The organism is Mesorhizobium sp. C395A, from assembly GCF_030323205.1.
Lineage (GTDB): Bacteria > Pseudomonadota > Alphaproteobacteria > Rhizobiales > Rhizobiaceae > Mesorhizobium.
Genome location: NZ_CP100473.1, coordinates 4740705 through 4763683, shown reverse-complemented (window position 1 = coordinate 4763683; position 22979 = coordinate 4740705). Strand labels below are relative to the sequence as shown.

27 protein-coding genes are annotated in these 22979 nt (G+C 63.9%); 14 read left to right on the top strand and 13 right to left on the bottom strand.

All coding sequences use genetic code 11. From position 1 onward, the window contains the following. Positions 1-2: 2 nt before the first annotated feature. From NLY37_RS23165 to NLY37_RS23145, 5 genes are all read right to left on the bottom strand, one after another. Positions 3-1184 (bottom strand): trans-sulfuration enzyme family protein, encoded by a 1182-nt coding sequence (locus NLY37_RS23165; RefSeq protein ID WP_023681210.1) that lies wholly within the window; start codon positions 1182-1184, stop codon positions 3-5. Beyond that, positions 1181-2614, bottom strand: a complete 1434-nt coding sequence (locus tag NLY37_RS23160) for a pyridoxal-phosphate dependent enzyme (protein ID WP_023687574.1) — start codon at positions 2612-2614, stop codon at positions 1181-1183. The genes NLY37_RS23165 and NLY37_RS23160 overlap by 4 nt, the downstream gene beginning before the upstream one ends. A gap of 226 nt (positions 2615-2840) precedes the next feature. Further along, positions 2841-4208: an FAD/NAD(P)-binding protein gene (locus tag NLY37_RS23155; protein WP_023692935.1), complete on the bottom strand. Its 1368-nt coding sequence runs from the start codon at positions 4206-4208 to the stop codon at positions 2841-2843. A 16-nt stretch (positions 4209-4224) separates the two neighbouring features. After that, complete coding sequence (locus tag NLY37_RS23150) at positions 4225-4695, bottom strand: RrF2 family transcriptional regulator (protein ID WP_023742001.1); 471 nt, start codon at positions 4693-4695, stop codon at positions 4225-4227. A gap of 415 nt (positions 4696-5110) precedes the next feature. Continuing rightward, entirely contained in the window at positions 5111-5272 is a 162-nt protein-coding gene (locus NLY37_RS23145) for a hypothetical protein (RefSeq protein ID WP_023706948.1), read from the bottom strand. A gap of 232 nt (positions 5273-5504) precedes the next feature. Between NLY37_RS23145 and tauA the strand changes: the two genes are divergently transcribed. From tauA to NLY37_RS23125, 4 genes are all read left to right on the top strand, one after another. Then, positions 5505-6518: a taurine ABC transporter substrate-binding protein gene (gene tauA / locus NLY37_RS23140; RefSeq protein ID WP_023742002.1), complete on the top strand. Its 1014-nt coding sequence runs from the start codon at positions 5505-5507 to the stop codon at positions 6516-6518. 154 nt (positions 6519-6672) lie between these two features. Continuing rightward, positions 6673-7464: a taurine ABC transporter ATP-binding protein gene (locus NLY37_RS23135; protein ID WP_023742003.1), complete on the top strand. Its 792-nt coding sequence runs from the start codon at positions 6673-6675 to the stop codon at positions 7462-7464. Then, positions 7461-8321, top strand: coding sequence for an ABC transporter permease subunit (locus NLY37_RS23130; protein WP_023742004.1), 861 nt, complete (start codon positions 7461-7463; stop codon positions 8319-8321). The genes NLY37_RS23135 and NLY37_RS23130 overlap by 4 nt, the downstream gene beginning before the upstream one ends. A gap of 81 nt (positions 8322-8402) precedes the next feature. Further along, a complete protein-coding gene (locus NLY37_RS23125) occupies positions 8403-8585 on the top strand; it encodes a hypothetical protein (protein WP_023672089.1) in 183 nt (60 codons plus the stop codon). Positions 8586-8721: 136 nt separating this feature from the next. Here NLY37_RS23125 and NLY37_RS23120 read toward each other — a convergent pair whose 3' ends face one another. Beyond that, complete coding sequence (locus NLY37_RS23120) at positions 8722-9009, bottom strand: GIY-YIG nuclease family protein (protein ID WP_023710330.1); 288 nt, start codon at positions 9007-9009, stop codon at positions 8722-8724. Between the two features lie 282 nt (positions 9010-9291). Between NLY37_RS23120 and NLY37_RS23115 the strand changes: the two genes are divergently transcribed. From NLY37_RS23115 to NLY37_RS23100, 4 genes are all read left to right on the top strand, one after another. Further along, entirely contained in the window at positions 9292-10245 is a 954-nt protein-coding gene (locus NLY37_RS23115; RefSeq protein ID WP_023742005.1) for a sulfonate ABC transporter substrate-binding protein, read from the top strand. A 69-nt stretch (positions 10246-10314) separates the two neighbouring features. After that, positions 10315-11484: an FMNH2-dependent alkanesulfonate monooxygenase gene (gene ssuD / locus NLY37_RS23110; protein WP_023742006.1), complete on the top strand. Its 1170-nt coding sequence runs from the start codon at positions 10315-10317 to the stop codon at positions 11482-11484. Beyond that, complete coding sequence (locus NLY37_RS23105) at positions 11481-12257, top strand: ABC transporter permease subunit (RefSeq protein ID WP_023742007.1); 777 nt, start codon at positions 11481-11483, stop codon at positions 12255-12257. The genes ssuD and NLY37_RS23105 overlap by 4 nt, the downstream gene beginning before the upstream one ends. 7 nt (positions 12258-12264) lie before the next feature. Continuing rightward, entirely contained in the window at positions 12265-13068 is an 804-nt protein-coding gene (locus tag NLY37_RS23100; RefSeq protein WP_023742008.1) for an ATP-binding cassette domain-containing protein, read from the top strand. A 322-nt stretch (positions 13069-13390) separates the two neighbouring features. Here the strand turns inward: NLY37_RS23100 and NLY37_RS23095 are convergent, their stop codons facing one another. Continuing rightward, a complete protein-coding gene (locus NLY37_RS23095) occupies positions 13391-13576 on the bottom strand; it encodes a hypothetical protein (protein ID WP_023742009.1) in 186 nt (61 codons plus the stop codon). 310 nt (positions 13577-13886) lie between these two features. Between NLY37_RS23095 and NLY37_RS23090 the strand changes: the two genes are divergently transcribed. The 4 genes from NLY37_RS23090 to NLY37_RS23075 all read left to right on the top strand — a co-directional run bounded on the left by NLY37_RS23090 (position 13887) and on the right by NLY37_RS23075 (position 17077). After that, positions 13887-14246, top strand: coding sequence for a septal ring lytic transglycosylase RlpA family protein (locus NLY37_RS23090; protein WP_023742010.1), 360 nt, complete (start codon positions 13887-13889; stop codon positions 14244-14246). A gap of 252 nt (positions 14247-14498) precedes the next feature. Then, entirely contained in the window at positions 14499-15776 is a 1278-nt protein-coding gene (locus tag NLY37_RS23085) for a polyhydroxyalkanoate depolymerase (RefSeq protein WP_023742011.1), read from the top strand. A 192-nt stretch (positions 15777-15968) separates the two neighbouring features. Continuing rightward, positions 15969-16586: a transglutaminase-like cysteine peptidase gene (locus tag NLY37_RS23080; RefSeq protein WP_023698094.1), complete on the top strand. Its 618-nt coding sequence runs from the start codon at positions 15969-15971 to the stop codon at positions 16584-16586. Positions 16587-16870: 284 nt separating this feature from the next. Continuing rightward, the gene (locus tag NLY37_RS23075) at positions 16871-17077 is read left to right on the top strand and encodes a hypothetical protein (protein ID WP_023672099.1); all 207 of its coding nucleotides are present in this window, start codon (positions 16871-16873) and stop codon (positions 17075-17077) included. 95 nt (positions 17078-17172) lie between these two features. On the opposite strand, the gene NLY37_RS23070 is transcribed toward NLY37_RS23075, so the two are convergent. The 4 genes from NLY37_RS23070 to NLY37_RS23055 all read right to left on the bottom strand — a co-directional run bounded on the left by NLY37_RS23070 (position 17173) and on the right by NLY37_RS23055 (position 19940). After that, positions 17173-17541, bottom strand: coding sequence for a helix-turn-helix domain-containing protein (locus tag NLY37_RS23070; protein ID WP_023742012.1), 369 nt, complete (start codon positions 17539-17541; stop codon positions 17173-17175). After that, positions 17541-18059 (bottom strand): Smr/MutS family protein, encoded by a 519-nt coding sequence (locus NLY37_RS23065; protein ID WP_023742013.1) that lies wholly within the window; start codon positions 18057-18059, stop codon positions 17541-17543. The genes NLY37_RS23070 and NLY37_RS23065 overlap by 1 nt, the downstream gene beginning before the upstream one ends. Then, positions 18056-19156: a murein transglycosylase A gene (gene mltA / locus NLY37_RS23060; protein ID WP_023742014.1), complete on the bottom strand. Its 1101-nt coding sequence runs from the start codon at positions 19154-19156 to the stop codon at positions 18056-18058. Before mltA ends, NLY37_RS23065 begins: the two co-directional genes overlap by 4 nt. A 79-nt stretch (positions 19157-19235) precedes the next feature. Beyond that, positions 19236-19940 (bottom strand): Tim44/TimA family putative adaptor protein, encoded by a 705-nt coding sequence (locus NLY37_RS23055; protein ID WP_023672103.1) that lies wholly within the window; start codon positions 19938-19940, stop codon positions 19236-19238. 196 nt (positions 19941-20136) lie between these two features. Between NLY37_RS23055 and NLY37_RS23050 the strand changes: the two genes are divergently transcribed. Then, on the top strand, positions 20137-20637 hold the full coding sequence (locus NLY37_RS23050; protein ID WP_023742015.1) for an FxsA family protein: 501 nt from the start codon (positions 20137-20139) through the stop codon (positions 20635-20637). A gap of 138 nt (positions 20638-20775) precedes the next feature. Beyond that, a complete protein-coding gene (gene secB / locus NLY37_RS23045; protein ID WP_023672105.1) occupies positions 20776-21276 on the top strand; it encodes a protein-export chaperone SecB in 501 nt (166 codons plus the stop codon). A gap of 262 nt (positions 21277-21538) precedes the next feature. Here secB and dnaQ read toward each other — a convergent pair whose 3' ends face one another. After that, positions 21539-22243: a DNA polymerase III subunit epsilon gene (dnaQ, locus tag NLY37_RS23040; protein WP_023672106.1), complete on the bottom strand. Its 705-nt coding sequence runs from the start codon at positions 22241-22243 to the stop codon at positions 21539-21541. Between the two features lie 125 nt (positions 22244-22368). Further along, on the bottom strand, positions 22369-22953 hold the full coding sequence (coaE, locus tag NLY37_RS23035; protein ID WP_023742016.1) for a dephospho-CoA kinase: 585 nt from the start codon (positions 22951-22953) through the stop codon (positions 22369-22371). Positions 22954-22979 lie beyond the last annotated feature (26 nt).

Sequence of the window (22979 nt, the reverse complement as noted above, 5' to 3'; positions counted from 1 at the left end):
GCCTACCCCCGCAGCGCCTGGTCCAGATCGGCGATCAGATCATCGCCATCCTCGATCCCCGCCGACAACCGCACCAGCGAATCCGAAATGCCGATTTCCGCGCGCTTTTCCGCCGGGATCGAGCCGTGCGTCATCAGCGCCGGGTGTTCGATCAGGCTTTCGACGCCGCCGAGGCTTTCAGCCAGCGTGAACAATTGCGTCCGTTCCAGGAAGCGTTTGGTGCCGGCGAGGTCGCGGTCGAGGTCGACCGAGATCATGCCGCCGAAGGCATGCATCTGCTGGACGGCGATGGCGTGCTGCGGATGGCTGGCCAGGCCGGGATAGACGACGCGGCGCACATCTTTTCGCGCCTCCAGCCACTGCGCAATCTTCAGGCCGTTCGTGGAATGCCGCTCCATCCTGAGCGCCAGTGTCTTGATGCCGCGCAGCGCGAGAAAACTGTCGAAGGGACCGGAGATGGCTCCGATGGCGTTCTGCAGGAATTTCAGCTGGGCGGCGAGATCCTTGTTGTCGCCGACGATGGCGACGCCGCCGACCATGTCGGAATGGCCGTTGAGATATTTCGTCGTCGAGTGCACGACAATGTCGATGCCGAGTTCCAGCGGCCGCTGGATGTAGGGGCTGCAGAACGTGTTGTCGGCGACCGTCAATACGCCCTTGCGCCTGGCGAGTGCCGCAACGCCTTCGAGGTCGACGATACGCAGCAGCGGATTGGTCGGGGTTTCAACCCAGAGCAGTTTTGTCTCCGGACGGATCGCTGCTTCCACCGCCGCCAGATCAGTGAAGTCCACAAAACTCACCTGCAGATTGGCCGAGCGCTTGCGCACCCGCTCCATCAGCCGGAACGAGCCGCCATAGATGTCGTCGGTGGCGACGATATGCGCGCCGCTGTCGAGCAATTCCAGCACCGTCGAGATCGCCGCCAGGCCGGAAGCGAATGCAAAGGCGGCCGAGCCGCTTTCGAGATCGGCCACCCCGCGCTCGAAGGCGAAGCGGGTCGGGTTCTGGCTGCGGGCGTACTCAAACCCCTTGTGCACGCCGGGCGACTGCTGGCCATAGGTCGAAGTCGCGTAGATCGGCACCATCACCGCGCCGGTCAGCGGGTCATGGCTCTGGCCGCCATGGATGGTGCGCGTGGAAAAAGCCAGGCGGTTCTTGCCCGATGGGGATGTTTCAGCAGTCATCGTGCGCGCCTCAAATGGTTGATCAGGTCGATACGGGTTATCAGGCCGACGAACTCGTCGCCATCGAAGATGATGGCGACCTCGTTGCGGTCGAACACCGGCAGCAGCGCATCCAGCGTCTGGCTGGCCTGCAGCGTGTGCAGATTGGAGGTCATGGCGGTGCGCACCGGGGCGTTGAAGCGGTCCCAGCGGCCGTCATAGGGGCCGTCGACCTTGGCCAATATATCGCCCTCATCGATAATGCCGACCAGCTTGCCATTGTCCAGCACCGGCAGCTGCGAGACATCGGAGCGGCGCATGCGGCCATAGGCGTTGAGCAGGCTTTCGTCGGGGCCGACATAGACGGTGTCGCCGGTGCGGTGCGAGCGCATGACAAGGTCGCGCAGATCGCCATGCTGTTCCTGTTCGGCCAGCCCCTGTTCGGCCAGCCAGAAATCGTCGAACACCTTGGACAGATATTTGTTGCCGCTGTCGCAGACGAAGGTGACGACACGTTTTGCTGTCGTCTGCTCGCGGCAATAGCGAAGCGCGGCCGACAGCAGCGTGCCGGAAGACGAGCCGGCGAGAATGCCTTCCTTCGAAAGCAGGTCCCGCACGGCCAGCATGCTCTGCTTGTCTGGGATGGAATAGGCTTTCCTGACCAGCGACAGATCGGCATTGGGCGGCACAAAATCCTCGCCGATGCCTTCGACGGTCCAGCTGCCGGCCTCTTCCATCTTGCCGGTCTTGATCAGCGGCGCCAGCACCGATCCGACGGGATCGGCCAGCACCATCTCGGTCTTCGGCGATGTTCTGGCGAAGTAGCGGCCAAGCCCGGTCAGCGTGCCGCCGGAGCCGACGCCGACGACCACGGCGTCGAGGTCGCCGTCGAGCTGGGCAAGGATTTCCGGTCCGGTGGTGGTCTCATGCGCCTCGGGGTTGGCCGGGTTGGCGAACTGGTTGGCGTAGAAGGCGCCGGGCGTTTCCGATGCGATCTTCTCGGCCATGTCCTGGTAATATTCGGCATGGCCCTTGCCGACATCGGAGCGGGTCATGCGCACTTCGGCGCCGAGCGCGCGCAGATGCTGGATCTTTTCCCGCGACATCTTGTCGGGCACGACGAGGATGATGCGGTAGCCCTTGGGGATGCCGACCTGGGCGAGGCCGAGACCGGTATTCCCGGCGGTCGCCTCGACGATGGTGCCGCCGCGCTTCAGCTTGCCTTCCTTCTCGGCCGCGGCAATCATCGACAGCGCAATGCGGTCCTTGATCGAGCCACCGGGATTCTGGCTTTCAAGCTTGATGAACAGCCGGCACTTGCCGGTGTCGAATTTGGTCAATTCGACCACCGGCGTCTGGCCGATGAGGTCGAGCACCGAGGCGTATGGCGGACGCAGGCGCGATAACGTGCCGTCCGAACTGCCTGGCGCAGCTTTTCCGTGCTCGCTCATGTCGATGTGCTCCCTTGAACAAGCGACCGCCTCGGGGGCAGAGCGGCAGCGTAGCTTCTTTTCCGGCCGTTTGCAGTCGGAAAGAAGGTAGATCGTGCCAATCAACCGGCGAGAGGGGGAATGGAATTCCAGTTTGACGCCGGCTTTGGACTCAAGCCAAACACCCTCCGTAGCCATCCTTCCCACCCCCCGCTGAGGGCGTGCTATCCCGCCGACGTCAACAGCTTTACCCCAGCAGCTGCTTGCTCAGCCTAGCGCATTGCACGCGGATGTCGGGGATGGCGTCGATCTCGAAGAAGGTGCCGCGGGTCAGCGGCCCGACGGCGAGGATCTTGGCCGATGCGGTGCCGTCGCCGGCGATGATTTCGCATTTGGCTGTGACATCGAGACCAAGCCGCAGCGGGTCGGGCCGCGCCAGGCCTCGGTCGACCAGCGAACGCACGACGCTGTTCGACGTCGTCGAGATGTCGCGGGCGATGCCGGTGCAATCATAGATGCGGGCGACCTGCAGCGTTTCCAGCGCCTTTGTGTGGCGAGACTGGATGCCGACGGTGAATCCATCGCCAGCCTCGATGCCGACGACACGGCCGGCGACCGGGCGGATGCGGCCGGTGCGCACCGCTTCGGTGACGCGGGCATGCACCTCGGGCGCCAGCCGATGCCGATGGATGTCCCACCAGGCCTTGGTGTGCTCAACGAAGCGGCGCTTGGCAGAGGACGGCCAGTTCTGCCAGATCTTCTGATTGAAGGGTCGCAGCCCATCGACGACGTCGCGCCAGTCGATGCCGGCCTTCTGGTTTTCGCGGATCAGGTCGCGGAACCAGCCGACGAAATAGGAGAGCTGCGTGCCGAGCGGAATGTCGGCGACGTCGAGCTTGATCGGGTTGCCCTTGCGGTGCGGCGACGGCAGCAGGCCGCGCCGCGACACGGCGACGATCTCGCCGCGATGGCCGCGCTGCTCGAGCGACAGAAAGGCATCGACCATACTGAGCCCGGTGCCCAGCACCAGCACGCGGGCTTCAGGATCGAGCGCGGTGTCGGCCTCGGTGCCCATACGGATGGCGTGGCCCTGGCCGGCGCCGGGCTGCTCGTCATGGCCGGTGGCAAGCACCGCCAGATGCGCGACGACGCTGGTGCCGTTGGCCAGCACCACTTCGACACCGGACGATGTCGGCGAGATCGACAGGCTTTCCTCGCGAATCAGCCTGAGACGGCCGGTTTCCTTTTCGCGCGCTTCGAGCTCGTCGAGCACTTCCTTGAGGTAGCGGGCATAGACGCTGCGCGGTGCATAGAAGGGTGTCTGCGGCGTCTGTTCCTGGCTTATCAGGCCGCGCCCCTGCAACCAGCGCCAGAAATTCAGGGGATCGTCGGCATAGGCGCTCATCCCCGCGGCGCTAACATTCAGCACGTGCGCCGATAAGAGCGTCGAATAGGCGATGCCCTGGCCGAAATGCGGACGCTTTTCGATCAGCGTGACGCGAAGGTCCGGGTTGGGCGACTTCAGCAGATGCGCGGCAAGCACGACGCCGCTGGCGCCGCCGCCGACGATGATGATCGAGCTGGGGATGATCGAATTGGCGCGCGCGACGCTCATGCGAGCACGCTCAAGATCAGGCGGGGACCTTTTGCGCCGGCGCAAGCTCGTCCCTTGCGACCGGAAGGTCGTCGAGGACGATGTCGCGCATCTCGGCCAGCGTGCGCTGGTCGAGCACCTCGGCGATCGCCTGCCGGACCTCGAGCATCAGATGTCGGACTTGGCATGTCGCCTCATTGCAGTCTTCACAGCGCTGATACTGGGTGCGGCTGGCGCAGGGGATGGGCGCCAGCGGTCCGTCGAGCACGCGCACGACATGGCCGACCTTGATCTCGTCGGCCGGGCGCGCCAAGCGATAGCCGCCATCCTTGCCCTTGCGGCTCTGGACGAAACCGGCATTGCGCAATTCGCCCAGAATGGCATCGAGGAATTTCTTCGGAATGTTGTTGCCGCTGGCGATGTCGCCGACAAAGGCGAGCTGTCCCGTCGGCAGTTGCGCCAGATGGACCAGCGCCTTGAGGCCGTACTTGCCTTTTTTGGTGAGCATAGACCGAATGTTTCTCTGTCAGGCGATGGCCCAGAACCATCGGTTGCGAAACGCCTGACGTGCCTCCCGCCGCGTGCAAGCTGCTTCGACACATAAATTCTACTGACATGATATACAAGCCGAGAAACCTTGATTTTGCTTCGTTTTCACGCCGCAGGGGCCACTTTAGCAAGGCTTTGTGCCGTTACGGTCACAGCCAGCCGCGAGAGATTGCGGCGATGAGCGGCGGCTCCTGCTCCCAATGTCGATAAGATTACTATACTTACCCTCGAACACGCGGAACGTGTTTTCAAATCAACCGTCTTTTACAGCATGGATTTGCGCCATTTGGGGCTTCGCTAGGAATTTTGGGTCGCAGCCCGCGGATCGGCGAAACATGACTCCCGACAACTCGGGCGCCGCCCTGCGCCCGATATCAGGACGCCGCCTTGCCGCTCTGAGACCGGGCGGCCTTGGCGGCCACCGGCACGCCGCTTGACCGCAGCATCCAGCGGTGGCCGTCGCTGCGGAAGTCGGTGAGGCTCAACGGCTCGACATCGATCCTGCGGCAGGCCGCAAGCGGCGCGCCGAGCACCAAATCAGGCCTCTTCCGTAGCGAGGGTTGGCAGGACCACCAACTCTTCAGCACCTTTGGGGCGCCGTTTGCGTTTGTGCACGGTCCGACACGGGCCGGTCACCGCGCCCGCATCAGCCGTTAGTTTTTTTCTAACAAGTGCTTTTTCCTTGGAACGTTTTAACTCTACAAGAATGATAGAATTAGCTGACTATGAACAGGCATCCGGTTTTTCTCATTTTTCATGGAGCCTTTCATGTCCAGCATTTCGCGACGCATTGTCCTCCTGTCGTCGGCAGCTTTGGCGGGTGCGGCCTTCCTCGGCCCGGCCCAGGCGCAGGACCTCAACATCACCATCGGCTACCAAACGGTGGTCGAACCTTCCAAAATAGCGCAAGCCGACGGCGCCTATGAAAAGGCGACCAAGGCCACGATCGACTGGCGCAAATTCGATTCCGGTGCCGATGTCATCGCCGCCGTCGCATCCGGTTCGGTCGATATCGGCTATGTCGGCTCGAGTCCGCTGGCCGCGGCCGCCAGCCGCGAACTGCCGATCCAGACCATCTTTGTCGTCGGCCTGATCGGCCAGTCCGAGGCGCTGGTCGCCCGCAACGGATCCGGCATCGAGAAGATCGCCGACCTCGCCGGCAAGAAGGTGGCGGTGCCGTTCGTGTCGACCACGCATTACAGCCTGCTTGCCGCGCTGAAGCACGAAAACGTCGACCCGAAGTCGGTCGAAATCCTTAATCTCAGGCCACCGGAAATAGCCGCCGCCTTCGCCCGCGGCGACATAGACGCGGCCTATGTATGGGATCCGGCGCTCGGCCAGATCAAGACGACAGGCAAGGTGGTGCTGGATTCCTCGCAGGTTGCCGCCTGGGGCGCGCCGACCTTCGACGCCTGGATCGTGCGCACCGACTTCGCCGAAAAGAACCCGGACGCCGTGCGCGATTTCGTCAAGGTGACCGGCGAATCCTATGCCCAGTTCCTGGCCAAGCCCGAGGCATGGTCGGTTTCGTCGCCGGAAGCGGCCAAGATCGCCAAGATCACCGGCGCCAAACTGGAAGAGGTGCCGCAACTCCTCAAGGGTTACGTCTTCCCGACATTGGAAGAGCAGGCTTCCGGCAAATTCCTCGGCGGCGGCACGGTCAAGGCGATCGAGGCGGCTTCGGCTTTCCTCAAGGAGCAGGGCAAGATCGACGCCGTGCTGCCCGACTATTCGAAATACGTGTCGTCGAAATACGTGACCGAGGCTCTGGCCTCGAACTGACAGCTGAGTTTTAGAGCGTCCCTTGCGTGCCCCAGCGGCACGCGGCGCTTTAGTGACACGCGCGGTTTCTTCTTCCCTGACGCCGCGTGCTGCCTGTCCCGGATCCGCTTAACGAGGGCCGGGGCAGGCTGATTTTCTTCCGGAGCCCCTTTTCATGCCGCATCTCGTACTCGACCCGCATCTCGTACTCGACAAGGTCTCGGTTCACTATGACGGCCAGGCAGCGCCGGCGGTCGACCGGGTTTCTATCGATGTCGCCAAGGGCGATTTCGTCGTGCTGGTCGGCCGCTCCGGCTGCGGCAAGACCTCGCTGCTCAATGTCGCCGCCGGCCTGGTCGAGCCTGCGCGCGGGGTCGCCACGATCGGCGGCCGGCCGATCACCGGCCCAGGCTCCGACCGGGCGGTCGTGTTCCAGAACGATGCGCTGTTTCCCTGGCTGACGGCCCGTGAAAACGTCGCCTTTGCGCTCAGGCTGCGCGGCGTGCCGCAAGCCGAGCGGGCGCGCCGCGCCGACGAATTGCTGGCGCTGGTCAAGCTTGACGGCGTCGGCGACAAACGCATCTGGGAATTGTCCGGCGGCATGCGCCAGCGCGTCGGCCTCGCCCGAGCGCTCGCGGCCGAGCCTGAATTCTTGCTGCTCGACGAACCGCTCGGCGCACTCGATGCGCTGACGCGCGAGCGCATGCAGACGACGCTGCTCGACCTGTGGACCGCAAGCCGGGTTGGCGTGCTGATGGTCACGCACGGCATCGAGGAGGCGCTGGTGCTGGCCACAAGCATCGTCGTGCTGGCGCCCGGACCGGGCCGCGTGGTGCGGACATTCGAGACCGGTTTCAGCCGGCGCTATGCCGCAGGCGAGCCGATCCGCGCCATCAAGGCCGATCCAGCCTTTGCCGCGGCGCGCGGCGAGCTGACCGATGCGATCTTCGAAGGAGAGGCGGCATGAGCGTCACCTCCTACAGCGAGCGGCCGGCCACCGGGACCGGCGAGGCCGATGCCATTTCGGTGCCGTGGTCGCGGCCGGTGCGGAAGCGGCGCGGGGTTTCCTCGCGGGCGATCAGCGCCGTCACCATCCTGGCCGCGCTGGCGGCATGGGCGCTGTCTGCGCGCCTGCAACTGGTGTCGCCGGTGTTCCTGCCGTCGCCCGCTGCCGTGTGGACCAAGTTCATCGTGGTGATCAAGGACGGCTTCGTCGACGCGACTTTGCTCCAGCATATCGTCGCCAGCCTCGGCCGCGTGTTCGCGGCGCTGCTCGCGGCCATCGTCATCGGCGTTCCGGTTGGGCTGGCTATCGGCATTTCGACGGTCGGGCGCGGCATCTTCGATCCGTTGCTCGAATTTTTGCGGCCCATCCCGCCGCTCGCCTATCTGCCGCTGGTCATCATCTGGTTCGGCATCGGCGAGCCGTCAAAGATCCTGGTGATTGCCATTGCCATGCTGGCGCCGGTGGCGCTGTCGACGGCCTCGGGCGTGCGCGGTGTCTCAAAGGAGCGCATCGATGCGGCCCGTTCGCTTGGTGCGACGCAGCGCCAAGTGGTGCGCCATGTCATCCTGCCCAGCGCGCTGCCGTCGATCCTCACCGGCCTGCGCATCGCGCTCGGCGCCGGCTGGTCGACGCTGGTTGCAGCCGAGCTGGTGGCGGCAACGCGCGGCCTCGGCTTCATGATCCAGTCGGCCGCCCAGTTCCTGGTCACCGATGTCGTGGTGATGGGAATAGTGGTGATCGCGACAATAGCCTTCGTGCTGGAATTCATCATCCGCCGGATCGAGCGTCAGCTGGTTCCGTGGGCGGGAAAGGAATGACAACAAGTTTCTGCCGGTTTGACCGGCTGCTTCCCTTCGCAGCACGGCGACCGCCGACCCTGGAACAGAAGGAGTGATGTCATGACCCAGTCCACCGCGGTGCTGTTCGCCCATCTCGGCAACTGGCTGCTCGCCTGGCGGGAGAACTCGTCGTCGCAGCCGCAGCCGAAATCGCCGGCCCCGGTGCAACTCGACGCCGAACGCGACCGCCTGCCGCCACGCGACGAGGGATTTTACTGGGCCTGGCAGTATTGGTCGCAGTGAGGTGATGGTGATTAGCGCCAGCCTTCGCGATTTCGTCATCCTAGGGCGAAGCAAGGAGCGAAGCGACGCGGCGCAGACCCTAGGATCCATGCCGAGACGCTGATGCTACGCTCCAGGGGAGCAACAAACCGGGCGCCTACCACCCGGTTCCGCGAAACAGCTCAAACCACTCCGGATTGGCCTTCTCTATCAGTTCGATCTTCCACTGTCTCGGCCATCGCTTCAGCGACTTCTCGCGTTGAATGGCATCGGTGATGTCGAAGAATTCCTCATACCAGACCAGCCGTTGAACACCGTAGCGGCTGGTGAAGCCTGCGCCCTGGCCGGATTTGTGTTCAGGCATGCGGCGGGCGAGATCGTTGGTGACGCCGATGTAGATCGTGCCGCGTTTTTGGCTTGCAGTCATGTAGACGTAGCCGGTCATGGTTTCAGGGTATCGAGCCTCGGTTCGCTCACAAGCGACATTCTGATCCCTTCCACTCTACGGCAAACGCCACGGCATGGATCCTAGGGTCTGCGCCGCGTCGCTTCGCTCCTTGCTTCGCCCTAGGATGACGAGCGCTGGTTCTGAAGAAAATATTTCCACGTCAAGCAGCCAACTCGCAAAATCGTTTCTCTACTAAATTTATAGACCTACTTAGCCTTGTCTCTCATCCACGGCAGGGAGCCCTTCCCGGCGCCGGTTCGCAGCGAAGGAAGAGGGATCATGTTCAGCCTGACCAGACGCGTTTTCGGCCTTGGCCTTTTGGCGGCGGGCATTGCTGCCTCGCTCAGTGCCTCGGCGCAGGAGTTGGAGCAGCTCAACATCGGCTATCAGAAGACCGGCCTGCCGGTCATCGCCCGGCAGCAGCAGGTGATCGAGAAGGCGCTGAGCGACAAGGGTGTCGCGGTGAAATGGGTCGAATTCACCGCCGGCCCGCCGCTGGTCGAGGCGCTCAATGTCGGCGCCATCGATGTCGGCTGGACCGGCGACGCACCGCCAATCTTCGGCCAGTCGGCCGGCGCCAACATCGTCTATGCGGCGGCACTGCCGGCCAATGGCGACGGCGAAGCGATCTTCGTCAAGCCGGCATCGCCGATCCAGTCGCTCGCCGACCTCAAGGGAAAGCGCATCGGCGTCGGCAAAGGCACCAGCGCGCACAATCTGCTGGTCGCGGCACTCGAAAAAGCAAACATCCCCTTCGACCAGATCACCCCGGTCTATCTCAGCCCGGCTGATGCCGCGGCGGCTTTCGCCAGCGACCAGATCGATGCCTGGGCGGTCTGGGATCCGTTCTACGCCATCGCCGAGACACGCTACCAGCCGCGCGTGCTGGCGCGCTCCAGCGAGGTGCTCAAGGTGAACACCTATTTCCTCGCCAACAAGGATTTCGCCAAGGCGCATCCGGAGACGATCACCACGACGATAGCGGCGCTCGGCGTGGCGGCGAAATGGGCGGACGCGAACCGCGACAAGGTTGCCGCGGCGCTGCATGAGGTGACCGGCGTGCCGCTCGATGCACAGACGATCGCGGCCAACCGCACCAAATTCGGCATCTTCCCGATCACCGACGAGATCATCGCCGGCCAGCAGGCGACAGCCGATCGCTTCTACAAGCTCAAGCTGATCCCGAACGCGGTGCGCATCTCCGACGCCGTATGGACCGCACCGGGCAATTGAACTTTCTTGTGTGGCGCCGGGCGGAAAACGCCCGGCGCCTTTGCCGTTTCAACACTCAGGGATTTCGCCATGACCGCTTCATCAAGCCCGCAAGCCGGCCCGCTCGATTTCTTCTGGTTCATCCCGACGCATGGCGACGGCTCCTATCTCGGCTCCGAACAGCAGCAGCGGCCGCCGGAGTTCGCTTACTTCAAGGAGATCGCACAGGCCGTCGACCGGCTCGGCTTTCCCGGCGTGCTTTTGCCGACCGGGCAGAATTGCGAGGATTCCTGGATCACCGCCTCCGGCCTTGCAGCGCTGACGGAAAAGCTCAAATTCCTGGTGGCGCTACGGCCCGGCGTGACGTTGCCCACCTTCGCGGCACGCCAGACGGCGGCGCTCGACCGGCTGAGCAATGGCCGCCTGCTGCTCAATGTCGTGGTCGGCGGCAACCCGACCGAGCTTGCCGGCGATGGCGTGTTCCTGCCGCATGACGAGCGCTATGCGCAGGCGCAAGAGTTCCTGACCATCTGGCGCGCCCTGGTGTCGGGCGAGAGCGTCAACTTCAACGGCAGATATTACCGCGTCGACAATGGCCGCCTTGACCTTCTGCCGCAACAGGAGCGGCCGCCGCTCTATTTCGGCGGCTCGTCCGATGCCGGCCAGGAGCTCGCCGCCGATCTCGTCGATATGTACCTGACCTGGGGCGAGCCGCCGGCGCAGGTGGCGGAAAAACTCAGCGCGGCGCGCAAAAAGGCTGAACGGCGCGGCCGCAAACTGCGTTTCGGCATCAGGCTTCATTTCATCGTGCGCGAGACCGAGGAAGAGGCCTGGCGCGCCGCCGACCGGCTGATCAGCCACGTCACCGATGCCCAGATCGAAAATGCCCAGGCCCGCTTCACCAGGGAGATGGACTCTGTGGGACAGCGGCGCATGGCCGAACTGCATGGCGGCCGCCGCGACAGGCTGGTGGTTTCGCCCAATCTGTGGGCCGGCGTCGGCCTGGTGCGCGGCGGCGCCGGCACAGCTTTGGTCGGCTCGCCCGAGCAGATCGTCGAGCGCATCCGCGAGTATCAGGCGATCGGCATCGACACCATCATCGGCTCCGGCTACCCGCATCTCGAGGAAGCCTACCGCGTCGCCGAGCTTCTGTTCCCGCGTCTCGGCCTGGGCACCAGGCGGGCACGGGCGCATGAGAACATCGCCAATGAATTCGCCGTCGGCTTCCACGGCGCCAACCGCCTGCAGGCCTCGTCGTGAGTTTTGCCCGGCGCGTCAAACAGAACGGCATCGGCTGGCTGCTGCCGGCGCTGGTCATAATTGGCTGGGAAGCCGCCAGCCGCGCCGGCGTGATGCCGGCCAATGTGCTGCCGGCGCCGAGCGCGGTGGCCGAGGCCTTCTGGCGGCTGACGCTGTCGGGCGAGCTGATCGAAAACATCGGCGTCAGCACGCTGCGTGCGCTGGCCGGCTTTGCCATCGGCGGCTCGATCGGCTTTGCACTCGGCCTTGCCAACGGGCTGTCGGCGCTCAGCCGCGGCCTGACCGACACGACGCTGCAGATGATCCGCAACATCCCGCATCTGGCGCTGATCCCGCTGGTCATCCTGTGGTTCGGCATCGACGAGGAAGCAAAACTGTTCCTGGTGGCGCTCGGCGTGTTCTTCCCGATCTACGTCAACACGCTGCTCGGCATCCAGAGCGTCGACCCGCAGCTGGTCGAGATGGGCAGGGTCTACGGCATGGACCGCCGCGCGTTGTTTTTTCAGGTGATCCTGCCCGGCGCGCTGCCGGCGATCTTCGTCGGCCTGCGCTATGCCTTAGGCATCATGTGGCTGACGCTGATCGTTGCCGAAACCATCTCGGCCAGTTCCGGCCTCGGCTACATGGCCATGCAGGCACGCGAATTCCTGCTGATCGATGTGGTCGTGCTGTCGATCCTGATCTATGCGCTGCTCGGCAAGCTTGCCGACAGCTTCGCCTGCCTGCTCGAGCGGCTGTCGCTCGGCTGGCATCCCGCCTTCCAGAACGCCTGAGGGTTCGATGCCAACCGCCAGCCTGACCGCCATCCGTTCCTTCGTCGCCGCGCCGGAACCGTCACGGCCGGAGGAGGCCGTCGAAAGGCAGCGCGCCTTTGCCTTCAAGGGCGTGGAAAAGCGCTTTGGCGACAAGGTCGTGCTCGACGGCATCGATCTCGATGTGCCCGTCGGACAGTTTGTGGCCGTCATCGGCAAGAGCGGCTGCGGCAAGAGTACGCTGTTGCGGCTGCTGGCCGGGCTCGATCGGCCAACCGCTGGATCCCTTACATTCGGGCCGGAGGCGAAGGCCGGCGCCGGGGAAGAGAGCCGCTTCATGTTCCAGGAGCCGCGGCTGTTGCCCTGGGCCAGCGTGGTGAAAAACGTCGAGGTCGGGCTGACCGGGCTTGCCACCGGTGCGGAAGCCAGGCGGCGCGCGCTCGCCATCCTGGGTGAAGTCGGCCTCGCCGACCGCGCCGACGAATGGCCCTCGGTGCTGTCGGGCGGCCAGAAGCAGCGCGTGGCGCTGGCGCGTGCACTGATCGGACAGCCAAAGATTCTGGCGCTCGACGAGCCGCTCGGCGCACTCGATGCGCTGACCCGCATCGAAATGCAGCAGCTTCTGGAACGCATCTGGCTGGAGCAAAAATTCACCGCCGTGCTGGTCACGCATGACGTCGCCGAGGCGGTTGCGCTCGCCGACCGGGTGGTGGTGATCGACGAGGGCCGCATCGCGCTCGATCTCGACGTGTCGGTGGCGCGGCCGCGCCGGCGCGGTTCGGTCGAGCTTGCCAGGCTGGAGGGCAGGATTCTGGATCAGCTGTTCGGGTAGAGCCTATCGCGGGCAGGGCATTCTATCCGAACCGGATAGATAGGTAACAGAATGGACCGGCAATATGGGGTGGCTGTTTTCTTGCTCGCCGGGTTGGCCCTGTTTGCGACTGCGGGTTTGACCAGCGCCTACCCCCACTCCGTCACCGCTTCGCGGCGCCACCTCTCCCCCCTCCGGAGGGAGAGGAAGGGAGCCAGGCCGCATAAGTTCGCGCCCCTGCAAGGCTCGCGCCTTTCCTCTCCCCCGTCGATCGGGGGAGAGGTGTCGAGCGAAGCTCGACGGAGTGGGGGTCGATCTGTGTGGGTCGATTTTTCGTCGCAACTCACCCCCGCGAACGGCTCACCCATACCAGCCCGGCGAAACCGACCAGCATGGTCACGATGCCGATATAGAGCCATTGCGACTGGCCGGTCATGAAACTGCCGCCGACCACGCCAATGCCCTGCAGCGACCACAGCGCGCCAATGGCGAGCACGATCAGCGCCAGCAGATATCTGAACAGTCTCATCGCCAAGATTCCTTTCCGAAGTCGATCGTCAACTGCGCCATGACCGTGATGACAGAGTGAAAGGACGGCGCCCAATCGCGCTCTCTTCTACTTGTACTATAACGTCCTGCCTTGCTCACGGAATCTGTGAAACAGCTCGCAATATCGCCGGCGATACGGCCGCGCCACACGAAAGATGCCTGACAAACTGTTTCCCAGCGACTCCAAACGTGTGCCGGTGCCACGGAACTGCCCGATGCTTGCCGCATTTCCCGCCTTATTCGGCACTTAACGGCTGGGGTCTGTCGAAAACGGAGCCAATCCCCCCAACATGAAGAAAACAAACCAGACCGCGCTTGTCGCGGCAACGATCGCGGCTGGCCTAATGGTCGGTGCATCCGCCTCCTCCGCCGCTGGCCAGTGCGGCCGCGCCTCCTGGTACGCACTGCATTCCAGGACCGCCAATGGCGAACGCATGAACCCGTCGGCGCTGACCGCCGCGCACCGCAGCCTGCCTTTCGGCACCAAGTTGAAAGTGACCAACCAGAATAATGGCCGCAGCGTCATCGTGCGCATCAACGACCGCGGCCCGTTCATCAAAGGGCGCGTGCTCGATCTGTCCAAGGGCGCCGCCGGCCAGCTCGGCTTCATCGGCTCCGGCCATACCTCGGTGTGCATGGCGCGCGTCTAGATCTGTCCAAGTCCGGCCCGATCGGGCCGGACACATCCTGCCCCGTTGTCCAACAGCCTTGCATTTTGCAGTGCACATTGAGCCGGCTGCACCCGCCCAACGCGGTTTCTCAATGCCTTGGACGAAAGATTGGCATATGTCACGCCACGTGACGTATTGCATCGCAGCAATATCTTGTTAACCTCCGCGCGAGACATTCAAGGCTCGGCGCTGTCCGTCGTCCCTTGGGTCACGGCAGCTGCGGAGTACCTGATGTTCTACCAGCTCTATGAAATGAACCATGCCGCCCTGCAGCCCGCGCGGCTTTATGCCGATGCGGTGCGGCTGTTCTACACCAACCCGCTCAACCCGTTTTCGCATACGCCGTGGGGCCGCTCGGTCGCCGCCACCGCCGAACTGTTCGAGCGCACGACGCGCCGCTACAGCAAGCCGCATTTCGGCCTGAGCAAGACCGTGGTCGACTGGAAGAGCGTCGAGGTCAGCGAAAAGACGGTGTGGTCGAAGCCGTTCTGCAATCTTACCCGCTTCGAGCGGTCGGTGCCCGCCGGGCGAAAGGCCGACCCCAAGCTTCTCATCGTGGCGCCGATGTCGGGCCATTATGCGACGCTGCTGCGCGGCACGGTCGAGGCGATGCTTCCCTATGCCGACGTGCACATCACCAACTGGGTCGATGCCCGGATGGTGCCGGTGACCGACGGCCATTTCGACCTCGACGATTATATCGACTACATCATCGACATGCTGCATGCGCTGGGGCCGGACACCCATGTGATGGCGGTGTGCCAGCCTTCGGTGCCGGTGCTGGCGGCGGTGGCGCTGATGGAAAAGCGCGGCGATCCCTTCGTGCCCTCGACCATGACGTTGATGGGCGGGCCGATCGACACCCGCCGCAATCCGACCGCGGTCAATCTTCTGGCCAAGGAAAAGGGCATCGACTGGTTCCGCGACAACGTCATCATGCACGCGCCCTGGCCGGTGCCGGGCTTCGGCCGCGAAGTCTATCCGGGCTTCCTGCAGTTGTCGGGCTTCATGAGCATGAACCTCGACCGGCACATCACCGCCCACAAGGACTTCTTCATGCACCTGGTCAAGCATGACGGCGACAATGCCGAGAAGCACCGCGATTTCTACGACGAATATCTGGCGGTGATGGACCTGACGGCGGAATTCTATCTGCAGACCGTCGACACGGTGTTCGTGCGCCATGCGCTGCCCAAGGGCGAGATGACGCATCGCGGCGAGGTTGTCGACACCAAGGCGATCCGCAATGTCGCGCTGTTCACGGTCGAAGGCGAGAACGACGACATTTCCGGTCTCGGCCAGACCCAGGCCGCCCACGATCTCTGCCCCAACATCCCGGCTGACCGGCATGCGCATTACATGCAGCCGGCCGTCGGCCATTACGGCGTCTTCAACGGGTCGCGATTCCGCTCGGAAATCGTGCCGCGCATCGTCGATTTCATCACAAGCTACGGCCGCCAAACACGCGTAGCGGTGAAACCCAAGCTGGTCCGCTCCGCCAAAGGCTGAGGCTCGATCCGGCTGCAGCGTGCATTGCCCGCAAAAGCGGGGCGATTTTGCGCGCCACAGGCGTTCTGTTGCACAATAGACGCTGTTGGGCGGGCGCGGGTAACCATGCCGAAGAATCTGGCTCCCCCGATAATTGACACGGAGTGTAAATCCCCTTTAACCTTTCGTTAAGAACAAGGGCGAACGGGGACAATGACTTCCTCACCGATGGCACGGACGCTGCGCTTGTGGGCGGCAGCAGGGCTGGCGATCTCTGCGTGCTGGGCAGTGCCGGCACTTGCAGGCGGCGCCATGGCGACGGGCGGCATGACCTCGCAGCCGATCGGCCACTATGATTTCTGTAAAACCCAGCCCGGCGAATGCTCGATCCGGCCGAGCAACCTCAACCCCGCCGCGATGACCGACGCCTTCATGCGCAAGCTGATCAACGTGACGTCAAGGGTCAACGCCGCCGTCAAGCCGATGAGCGACTACGACATCTATGGCAAGGACGAGGTCTGGGCCTATCCCGACAAGGGCGTCGGCGATTGCGAAGACTATGTGCTGGAAAAGCGCCGCCTGCTCTCGCGCTCTGGCGTGTCGCTGGCCGATCTCTTGATCACCGTCGTGCGCAAGCCGGACGGCGAAGGCCATGCCGTGCTGACCGTGCGCACCGACAGGGGCGACTACGTCCTCGACAATCTGACCGACAAGGTGAAGATCTGGGACGCCACCGGCTATCGCTTCCTCAAGCGGCAGGCCATCGACAACACCGGCCGCTGGGTCTCGATCCGCGGCGGCCAGCAGGTACTGGTCGGCGCGGTTCAGTAAGGACACGACGCTTTCGAACGAGCGGGATATCGGCCCGCGCGCCATCTTCAGGATGAGTCAGCGCTGCCCTCATCAACGCTGCGGAATAGGTGCCGGCGCAGCGGCTATCTCCCTTCCCCCGTCACTACGGGGAGAAGGTGCCGGCAGGCGGATGAGGGCAGCGCTGCCCTCGAAATCTTATCTCTCGAAACGCCTCCTCAAAAAATTTCGCTACCTGCGTGAACCAAACCGTCTCCAGCGGCGACACACAGCCGTAAACAGAAACCCAACCATGGAGACTTCAAATGACTGCTTTCCTGCGTAATGCTTTCCTCGCCGCCATCGCGGTATCGTCCCTGGCCGGATCCGCTATGGCCGACCAGACCGGCTGCGCCAAGAACAACCAGTGGGGCAATCGCTGTTGCGATCTCACCTCGGACTGCCTGGGTGGCGGTCGCGGCGGCGATCATGACAGCACTGGCGGCCGTGGCGGCCAGGCCGGCGCGAAGTAATCTCGCTATATGCCCGCTGGCTAACGGCCGGCGGGCATCGCCTTCAGGATGAAATGCCGGCGCTATTGATGAGCATTCGTGGCCTTGGCGCCGCCCTACTTACGCCGCTCCAGTGCCGCCCGGATCGAGCCGGTGATGCGGGCAAGCTCGGCTTCGTCCAGCTTCTCGATGTTTTCGGCCAAGAGATTGGCCAACTCGGTGGCGGCAGGACTGAGGCCGGACGTATCGAGTCTCACCCGCGGATGTGAGGCCTCGGCCAGACGCGCCAGCTCTTCGGCATCGTCCCAGATGACGTTGAAATAGCCGATGATCTTCTGGATCAGCGTCCAGGTCGGCGCGCCGCGGCGGCCATGTTCCAGCGCCGACAAATAGGCGGCGCTGACTCCGATCGCCTGCGCCATGTCCTTCTGGAGCAAGCCGCGCTCGGCTCGAAGCGCCCGCAGTTTTTCGCCGAACGGCGTCATCAGCGGGTTCGCCTGAGTCGAACATAGAGCGCGCCCGAACCGCCGTGGTTGCGGGCGGCGTGATCGTGGCTGGAGACCAGCGGCCGGAAGGCAGGCGTCGACAGCCAGGCAGGCACGGCGCGCCGCAAGACGCCGTCGCCGCCCGACGACGACCCTTTTCCCGTAATGACGAGGACATAGCGGATGCCGCCGGCATGGGCCCGGTGCAGGAACGAAAACAGCAGCGAATAGGCCTCGTCCTGAGTCATGCCATGCAGATCGACGCGGCCTTCGATCGGCAGCCGGCCCTTCTTCAGCTTGTCCAATGTCGGCTCGTCCAGCGCGTGCGATACATGTTGCGCCTTCGGCTTGGCGGCGAGGACCGGACCGACAGCGACCGGCGTCTGTGCCGGCCTAGGGTCGACGACGATGTCGGGAAACTCGACCGCGGTCCGGCCCTTCAGCGGTCGGGCGGTGCGCGCCACCAGGTTCCACAGCACCCGATCGTCTTCGTTGAGTTTATCGGGGCGCTTGCTCATCGATTCGATTCCGAAACGAGAGCGCGTGGAACCAAGGCATAGAAATCGGCCGCATTGCGAACGACGCCGGCGATCTCGCCGGCCGCATCGCCGGAGCCGGCGAACAGATCGCCCCGCGCCGGTCCGGTGATGGCCGAGCCGGTGTCCTGCGCAATCATCAGCCGCCGGAACGGTTTTCCGTCGAAGGCGGTCAGCGACGGAGCGTCGATGTAGAAGGGGGTACCGAATGTGTGCAGCAGCCGGTCGACCGCGAGCGAACGGCCCGGCGTCAACGGCACCTTGGCGGCGGCGATAGGACCGAGTGCGGCATCGTCGACATCGGCTTCGCGAAAGAAGATGTAGGAGCGGTTCTGCCAGAGGATCTCGTCGACGCGATCCGGATGCGCCCTGAACCAGGCGCGGATAGACTGCATCGTCACTTTTTCCAGTGGGATTTCGCCGAGTTCGGCGAGAATCTTCCCCGGACCGCTGAAACGTTGGCCGGATTTGGCGGCGTAGGTGACGCGGCAAAGCCGGCCGTCGGTCATCTTCAGCCTGGCCGCACCTTGCACATGGATGAAGAAGACGTCGACCTTGTCGGCAAGCCAGGCGATTTCCAGGCCTTGGCCGGCCAGCGCGCCTCTCTCGATCTCACTGCGGTCGAAATACTCCACCAGGCCCTGCGGCGTATCGCGGGCGAAGGCGAGATAGTCGTCCATCCCTCGAGGACGGTTGGCATCATCGATGTCGACGAGATCGGAAGGCCGCGCCAGCAGCGGCACCGTGAATTCATCCGTGCGCACTGGTGAGGCCTCGACCTCCGGCTCGTAGAAGCCGGTGACCAGGCCGGGGTTTTCGGATCGAATCTGGACTGGGGCGAAATGGCGCTCGAAAAAAGCCTTGGCCGCCGACCGATTCGCCGGCGAAACGGTGCGCGCCTCGTCATAAGCGGCGGCAAACGCGTCGAACCGGACGCCCAACGAACCGGTGCGGTAGGGCTTGCTCAGGACATGAAAGGCCGAACGGCGGAAGGCTTCGAAAGCCGGCAGATGGTCATCGGAATTCCAACCGGGAAGATCATCGAAGGACTTTTCCACAAAAAGCGGCGAGAGCGACACCTCAGCCTCGCCACTGCCCATGTTTGCCTGCATGTCGCTATCCCAAAAAAGCTGCCCGCACGGGGCGACATGCATAGGCTCAGTCTTCTTCCTCGGTGGCGACCAGCTTCCAGTTCGGATCGCGCGAGCGTGTGTCGCGGGCGAAGGTCCAGACATCCTTGACCTCGGCCACCGTCTCGGGATCGCCGTCGATGACGGCACCCGCCTTGTCGCGGGTCGCCGAAATCAGTTCGCTCACGATGCGCAGCGTGATGTGGGCCTCGCCGCCTTTCATCTCGGCCGAGACGATGTCGGCCTTGTCGATGCCGACGAAGGAGGACTGGATCTTTTCGGCTTTCGCCTCGCGGTCGCCAATCGCGGCAACGAAGCCGTCAAAAACCTCGCGCGACAACAGGTTTTTCAGCGTTTTTCGGTCGCCATCGGCATAGGCCATGACGATCATCTCATAAGCCATCTTGGCGCCGTCGACGAAGACTTTGGGGTCGAAGGAGGGATCATTGTCCTTGATCGCGCGCAGGCCCTTGTTGAGGTCGGTGTCGGGCTTGGCGAAGGCATCGATGGCCGCATAGGTCTCGGCAGCCGTCTCGCCCGGCATGCGCTTGCGTGGCAGCGAAACCACATTTTCGGGCTTCTGGGTCGCGTCCTTCTCGGTGCGGCTGGCCGTGTACGGATCGAAGGGCGGGCGCTCGCTGCCCGTGCGGCGGCCAAGCACGTTGCGCAGCTGGAAAAAGATCACCACCGCCGCAATCAGAAAGAAAATGGTGCCGAAGTCGAAGAATCCCATATCTTTCGCCAATCAATCCCTGACCTGGCCGGGACCGCCAGCCAATCGGGCGGCGGTCGCATGGCGTTAAACATGCAAAGCATATAGAACGCATGGCGCAATCATTCAAATCAAAGGCAGGCATACCTATCTAACGGCCTCAGTGCCAGCGGCGATTATGCGCCGCCCGGCAAACATGGAAACGATCGGTCAAGACTTGCGCATTTCCTTCCTTCCTCTGTTCCTGCTTGCGCTGCCGCTGCTGGAAATCGCCGGTTTCGTCATTGTCGGCCGCGAGGTCGGGGCGCTCGCCACGGTCGGCCTGGTGCTGGCTTCAAGCATTGCCGGCGTGCTTCTGCTCCGGCACCAGGGTTTTGGTGTCATGGCGCGGGTCCGTGCCGAGATGGCCGGCGGCGGCGACCCCAGCCGCCAGCTCGCGCATGGCGCCATGATCGTGGTCGCCGCGATCCTGTTGATCATCCCCGGCTTCATTACCGATATTATCGGCCTGCTGCTGTTCCTGCCGCCGGTGCGCGACCTTGCCTGGCGCAGGCTCAAGGGCCGCATCGTCGTCGCGACCGATTTCACCGCCGGCGGTTTTCGCGGCAGGTCGCGTGACAAGGTCATCGACCTCGACGACCGCGACTATTCGCGCGAGGACGATTTCAAGCGCGGTCCCGACCATAACTCGCCGTGGCGCCGCCTGAAGGACGACTGAACGTCACCTTGCCAACGACTGACTATCGACCCCTTCGGCCTGAAGGCGGCAAACCTTGTCTTGTCATGCCGACCATGCTAGCCAACGCCCGATTTCAATTCGGTCAGCGCTGCTGTCCAGGCAAAAGGAACAAGGCTCATGGCCAGCAAAGATGACGCGCCGGTCGGCGCCGCCAACGGCAACGGCGAAACGGCGCAGCCGTCGCTCAACGTGCTTGCCCAGTATGTGAAGGACCTGTCCTTCGAAAGCCCCGGCGCGCCGAACTCGCTGCGCGGCCGCGACAAGGCCCCCGGCATTGCGATCAACGTCAATGTCAATGCTAACCCGCTCTCCGACAAGCAGTTCGACGTCAATCTGACCTTGAACGCCAAGGCGTCCTTCGACCAGGAAGTGCTGTTCAATGTCGAACTGGTCTATGGCGGCGTCTTCGCCATCGCCGGCTTCCCGCAGGAGCACATGCTGCCGATCCTGTTCATCGAATGCCCGCGGCTCTTGTTCCCGTTCGCCCGCCAGATCATCGCCGAAGCCACCCGCAATGGCGGCTTCCCGCCGTTGATGCTCGACCCGATCGATTTTGCCCAGATGTTCCAGCAGAAGCTGGCCGAGGACCAGGCGGCATCGAAGGTCAAGGTTAGCTGAAGGCTCGCGTCGCGCGCATGAGTTGAAAGCCCGGCTTCGTGCCGGGCTTTTTGTCTACTGAGATGCTGGCGGGACAGCACCCCCTCTGCCTTGCCAGGCATCTCCCCCTGACGGGGGGAGATTGGCCGTCATCGCGACCTTCGCCAACTTTAGACGTTGCAGGAATGGGCTGGAGCGGCGAAGCTGCTGATCTCCCCCCTTGAGGGGGAGATGGCCGGCAGGCCAGAGAGGGGTGTGACGGAACGCTACCTCCGCGATCCGTTCACCCCGCCGCCACCTTCAGCCACAGCGCCTTTTCGCCCAGCGTTGCCACCAGCCCCGCATGCGCCGCTCGCTCACCTTCAGTCAGGCGCGGCGGCAGGGCGATTGGCCTGGCGGCGATCGAGATGTCGATGTCGGCAACGTCGCCATTGCTGTTGAGCTGCACCACGACCGCGTCGAGGACAAGTGCGGCCTGCTTGCCGCCGATGAGTTCGATGTAGACTTCGGCCAGGAGCTCGGAATCGAGCAGCGCGCCGTGCTTGGTGCGGTGGCCGTTGTCGATGCCGTAGCGGCGGCAGAGCGCGTCGAGCGAATTGGGGCCCATCGGATGCTTGCGCCGCGCCAGCGCCAGCGTGTCGACGACGCGCCCGGTGTCTATGGCCGGCTGGCCGAGCCGCCCGAATTCCGTGTTGAGGAAGCCGATGTCGAAATTGGCGTTGTGGGCGACGAGCTTGGCGCCGTCGGTGAAGGCGAGCCATTCCTCGGCGATTTCGGCAAAGGTCGGCTTGCCGACGAGGTCGGCGGCGCTGATGCCGTGCACGGCTTGCGCCTCGACATGGACGGCGCGCCCCTGCGGATTGATGAATTTGTGGAAGGTGCGGCCGGTCGGGAAGCGGTTGACCAGCTCGACGCCGCCAAGCTCGATGATGCGGTCGTCGCGCATGTCGAGTCCGGTGGTTTCGGTATCGAAAATGATCTCACGCATAGAATCAACTCACTCCTGGAGGAGTAGAATCATGGAGCGGAACAAAATGGCAATGGGCAATGCCGACAGCCTGCCGTCAGGAGCCTGATGGGCGCGACTTATCCCCCAGGAGTTAGCAGGCGAGCTCAGCGTCCTGAGAGCTCGGCAATGATCGCGCCGACCGCGGCGCGGGCGGCGTCCATGCCTTCACCGGTGTCGATCACGAAATCGGCCTGCCGGCGTTTTTCGGCGTCGGGCACCTGCTTGGCCAGGATGGCCGCCAGCTTTTCCTCACTCATGTCAGGACGCGCCAGCACGCGGGCGCGCTGGATATCGGCCGGCGCGGTGACGACGACGACCTTGTCGACACGGTTGCGGCCGCCGGTTTCGAACAGCAGCGGAATGTCGAGCACGACGAGCGGCGCGCCGGCGGCGCGGTGCCTTGCCAGAAAGGCATCGGCATCGGCCCGCACCAGCGGATGGACGATCGCCTCCAATGTCTTCAGCGCAGCAGCGTTGCCGAGCACGCGGCGCGCCAACTCGGTGCGGTCGACCGAACCGGCAATCACGGTGCCGGGAAAGGCCGCCTCGACGAGAGGTACTGCCTTGCCGGCATAGAGGCGATGCACGGTCTCGTCGGAGTCATGCACCGGCACGCCGGCGTCGACGAACATTTTCGCCGTCGTCGACTTGCCCATGCCGATCGATCCGGTGAGGCCGAGCACGGTCATCATTTGGCGCCCATCATTTGCGACCC